Consider the following 4,126-nt stretch of genomic DNA (forward strand, 5'->3'; position numbering starts at 1 on the left):
CGCCCGCCCCGCCTCAGGCCACCGCCTCCCACAGGCTCCACACGCCGAGCGCGAGCATCAGCGCGGCCGCGATCTTGGTGATCAGGCCGAGCGGCACCCGCTTCATCAGCGCCTTTCCGCCGACGATGCCGAGGCCGGCCACCGCCCACAGGGCCAGGACGGCCCCCACGCCGACCGAGACGGGGTCGTCGTAGCGGGCGGCGAGGTTGGCGGTCATGATCTGGGTGAGGTCGCCGAACTCGGCGACGAGGATGAGCATGAAGCCGGTCCCGGCGACCTTCCAGAAGGACTGGTCCTCGGGCCGGCGGACCTCCTCCTCGTCGTCGTCCTTCTTCATCAGCAGCACCGCCGCGCCGCCGAGGAAGAGCACGCCGGTCAGCGCGTGCACGATCCGCTGCGGCAGCAGGGTCAGCGCGCTGCCCGCCGCCACCGCGAGGGCGACGTGCAGCAGGAAGGCGGCGGCGACGCCCGCGAAGACGTACGAGGCGCGGTAGCGCGTGCCGAGGACGAGCCCCGCGAGCGCCGTCTTGTCCGGCAGCTCGGCGAGGAAGACGACGCCGAAGACGAGCGCCAGGACGCTGAGACTGATCACTGTTCCTCAATCGGTCGGGGCTGCCCCGCCGAGAGTGCTGCGCGGCCTTCGCGACCAGAGCCTCGGCAGGGCAGCGCACGGGTCGCCCGTGCCATGGGCACGGGCGTGCACTGCTTGCCGAAGGTCTCGCTGGCCGACCTGGTGCAAGGCCTGCCTCCGGGCGCCGGCTCAGGCGAGCTGAGCAGTGTGTCGACGGTCCGGCGAAGAGCTACTCCCCTTCTGCGCCGTCCATCGTACGGGACCGGAAAGTCGCACAGGAACCTTGTCGTGTCATGTGCACGTCACTAACGTCTTACCGAACGCACCCCCGCCGGCCACCCGGTGCCGCGAGCATGTCCCCGCTCGCACCCCAACACCCATTCCCCACAAGGGAGTTCGCATGCCCAGATCCCTGTCCGGATTCTACGCGCGTCGACGCCTCGGCATACTCGCGGCGCTCACCGCCCTGCTCGCCTCCGTGGCGCTCCTGGAGTCCCCGGCCGCCTCCGCCGCCCTGCCCACGCCGGTCAGCGCCGCCACCGCCCGCGGCTACCTCTCCCAGCTCACGGTCGCCGCCGAGAACCGCACCGGCTACGACCGCGACCTCTTCCCGCACTGGATCACCATCAGCGGCACCTGCAACACCCGCGAGACCGTCCTCAAGCGCGACGGCACGAACGTCGTCACCGACTCCTCCTGCGCGGCCACCAGCGGCAGCTGGTACTCCCCCTACGACGGCGCCACCTGGACCGCCGCCTCCGACCTGGACATCGACCACCTCGTGCCGCTGGCCGAGGCCTGGGACTCCGGGGCGAGCAAGTGGACCACCGCCCAGCGCCAGGCCTTCGCCAACGACCTGACCCGGCCGCAGCTCATCGCCGTCACCGACAACGTCAACCAGGCCAAGGGCGACCAGGACCCGGCCACCTGGGTGCCGTCCCGTTCGGCGTACGTGTGCACCTACGTCCGGGCCTGGGTGCAGGTGAAGTACTACTACGACCTCGCGGTCGACCCGGCGGAGAAGAGCGCCCTGCAGAACTACCTCGCCGCCTGCTGACCTCCCGTTCTCGCCGCGGCACGCACCACCGGGGCCCGCACCGGCGCCCGTCCCGAGCCACCGGCCGGGCGGCGCGGTGCGGGCCCCGCGCCGCCCGGGCACGCGACCGGAGGGGCAGAGGCGTTGGTCCGGACCAAATGGCTGAATGTTGAACTTGCAAGCACTTCTGAGGTTCACCTAACCTGGGCCACCCGTTCGGACCCGTCCCCGGCCGGCCCTCCCCAGGGCCGGCCCCACCGAAGGAGCCCCCCACATGACCGGCCTGACCGGACGCCTCACCTCCGCACAGCCGTACGTCCTCGGCCTGTTCCGCGCCGTCGTCGGCCTCGTGTTCGCCTGCCACGGCGCCGCCTCGCTGTTCGGCGTGCTCGGCGGCGCGGCCGGCACGCACGGCGGCACGATCCCGGCCGGGACCTGGCCGGGCTGGTACGCGGCGGTGATCCAGCTCGTCGGCGGCGCATTCGTGCTGCTCGGCCTGGGCACGCGCGCCGCCGCGCTCGTCGCCTCCGGCTCCATGGCGTACGCCTACTTCGACGTCCACCAGCGGGCGGCACTGTGGCCCATACAGAACGGCGGCGAGCTGCCGGTGCTGTTCTGCTGGGCCTTCCTGCTGCTGGTGTTCACCGGCGCCGGCGCGTTCGCGGTGGACGGCCTGCTGGCCCGGCGCTCCGGCGGGCGAGGCCGGCCGGCGACCGAGCAGACCGCGCCCGAGCGGGCGGCGGCGACGGCCTGACGCGCGCGGCGCCCGGCACCTCCCCACTCGTCCCGTGTCGGGACGGTGGCGAACACATGAGCCCCCACTGCACCTTCTGTCACACCCCGGGCGTACGCTGTATGGCTGTTCACAGGCCGCCCCTGCCGCTCCCCCGCGACATCGCGGCACGGTCCCGGTCAACGGGGGAGTTCAGGGAGTCGTCGGTGCTGGAGAGTGTGGCGAAAGTGGGGTCGCTCAGCGGCACTCCGTGGATCTACGCCGTCGTGGCCTTGTCCGTGCTCCTCGACGTGTTCCTGCCCGTCCTGCCCAGCGGCGTGCTCATCGTCACCGCGGCCACGGCGGCCGCCGCCGGCTCGGGCGCCGCGACCGGGCACGTCCCGCGCGGCGTGCCCGACATCCTGGCGCTGACGCTGTGCGCGGCGACGGCATCGGTGCTCGGCGACCTCGTCGCCTACCGGCTGGCCTGGCGCGGCGGCGCGCGCCTTGACCGGGCGATCGCCCGCTCCCGGCGGCTCAGCACGGCGCAGGAACGGCTCGGCGCCGCCCTGTCCCGGGGCGGCGGTGCCCTGGTCGTCGTCGCGCGGTTCGCCCCGGCGGGCCGCTCGGTCGTCTCCTTCAGCGCCGGGGCGACCCACCGCCGCGTCCGCGAGTTCCTGCCCTGGTCGGCGCTCGCCGGCCTGTCCTGGGCCACGTACAGCGTGGTCCTCGGCTACTTCGGCACCCGCTGGCTGGGCGCCGCCTGGCTGGCCACGGGCGTGTCGGTGGCGGCACTGTTCGGGGCGGGCGCGGCAGCGGCCTACCTGATGCGCAGGACCGTCCCCGTTCCCGAGGACTGAGCCCGGCCCCGGAGGACCGGAGGCCGCAGGCGGCTTCCGGCCACCCGCCCAGCGGCTGCGGCCCTCGCGGTTCTTTCGGGCTCCCATGATGTCCCGGCACCCGTGACGTCCGGGCGCCCGCACTGTCCGGCCACGCACGGCCGCCCCGCCGCAGCCGTCCGGTGCTCCCCGGCTTCCGGTGCTCCCCGGCTTCCGGCGCCCGTCGCTCACTCCCCCGCTTCAGGCCGCCCGTCGCTCACTCCGTGGCGCGCCGTGCTCCTGCCCCCTGGCCCCGCACCTCCAGGCCGGCCAGCAGTTCCTGCGTCGCCGCCGCGATCGTCTCCACGGCGCGGTCGAAGACCTCGCGGTTGTGGGCCGCGGGCGTACGGAAGCCCGAGACCTTCCGTACGAACTGCAGCGCGGCGGCGCGGATCTCCTCCTGCGTCGCCTCCTCGGGCAGCGCGGGCGGGCGCAGCGTCTTGATGCTCCGGCACATGGCTCCAGTGTCCTCGCCCGCCGGCCGGGGCGACAGTTCCCCTCGGGTCCTTCGCGTATCCCTCGAACAGATGAACCCTCCCCCGGTACGTCGCACCCTCAAATCGAACAGGCGTAGCATTGCTCCGTGGCTACGCCCTATGACTTCCCGAGTGACCTCCTCGCCGGTCAGGAGGAGCTGCATCAGGTCCGGGCCGAGCTGTCGGCCCTGCTCAAACGGCTGCCGTGGTCGGTCGAGCCGCTGGACGGGTTCAGCGACGACGGCGGCTGGCGCAAGGTGGAGCGCCCCGCCTCCCCGGGCTGGACGGCCGACGAACAGGCCGAGGTCGAAAAGCTCCGGCGGCGGGAGCACGAGCTGGCGGTGTTCGTCACCACGCACCGGTACTGGTCCCAGTTCACCGGCCCGGACGGCGTCGCGGCCCGCAGCGCCCTCAAGCACGCCCACGAGACCCCGAAGGACGAGGAGACGGACG

6 protein-coding genes are annotated in these 4,126 nt (G+C 73.4%); 4 read left to right on the plus strand and 2 right to left on the minus strand.

Annotated elements, in window-relative coordinates; genetic code table 11:
- Window positions 1-13: 13 nt before the first annotated feature.
- Entirely contained in the window at window positions 14-592 is a 579-nt protein-coding gene (locus tag GV126_RS00180; protein WP_159661878.1) for a TMEM165/GDT1 family protein, read from the minus strand.
- Between the two features lie 391 nt (window positions 593-983).
- Between GV126_RS00180 and GV126_RS00185 the strand changes: the two genes are divergently transcribed.
- From GV126_RS00185 to GV126_RS00195, 3 genes are all read left to right on the plus strand, one after another.
- A complete protein-coding gene (locus GV126_RS00185) occupies window positions 984-1,628 on the plus strand; it encodes an HNH endonuclease family protein (RefSeq protein WP_419796054.1) in 645 nt (214 codons plus the stop codon).
- A 262-nt stretch (window positions 1,629-1,890) separates the two neighbouring features.
- The gene (locus GV126_RS00190; protein WP_159673123.1) at window positions 1,891-2,361 is read left to right on the plus strand and encodes a DoxX family protein; all 471 of its coding nucleotides are present in this window, start codon (window positions 1,891-1,893) and stop codon (window positions 2,359-2,361) included.
- 185 nt (window positions 2,362-2,546) lie between these two features.
- Window positions 2,547-3,179 (plus strand): DedA family protein, encoded by a 633-nt coding sequence (locus GV126_RS00195; protein WP_159661880.1) that lies wholly within the window; start codon window positions 2,547-2,549, stop codon window positions 3,177-3,179.
- Window positions 3,180-3,414: 235 nt separating this feature from the next.
- Here GV126_RS00195 and GV126_RS00200 read toward each other — a convergent pair whose 3' ends face one another.
- A complete protein-coding gene (locus GV126_RS00200; RefSeq protein ID WP_159661881.1) occupies window positions 3,415-3,654 on the minus strand; it encodes a DUF2277 domain-containing protein in 240 nt (79 codons plus the stop codon).
- A gap of 126 nt (window positions 3,655-3,780) precedes the next feature.
- Here GV126_RS00200 and GV126_RS00205 point away from each other — a divergent pair.
- The coding region (locus tag GV126_RS00205; protein WP_159661882.1) for a DUF8825 domain-containing protein at window positions 3,781-4,126 on the plus strand (346 nt) is incomplete at its 3' end.

The organism is Streptomyces mexicanus (genome assembly GCF_902506575.1).
Lineage (GTDB): Bacteria > Actinomycetota > Actinomycetes > Streptomycetales > Streptomycetaceae > Streptomyces > Streptomyces mexicanus.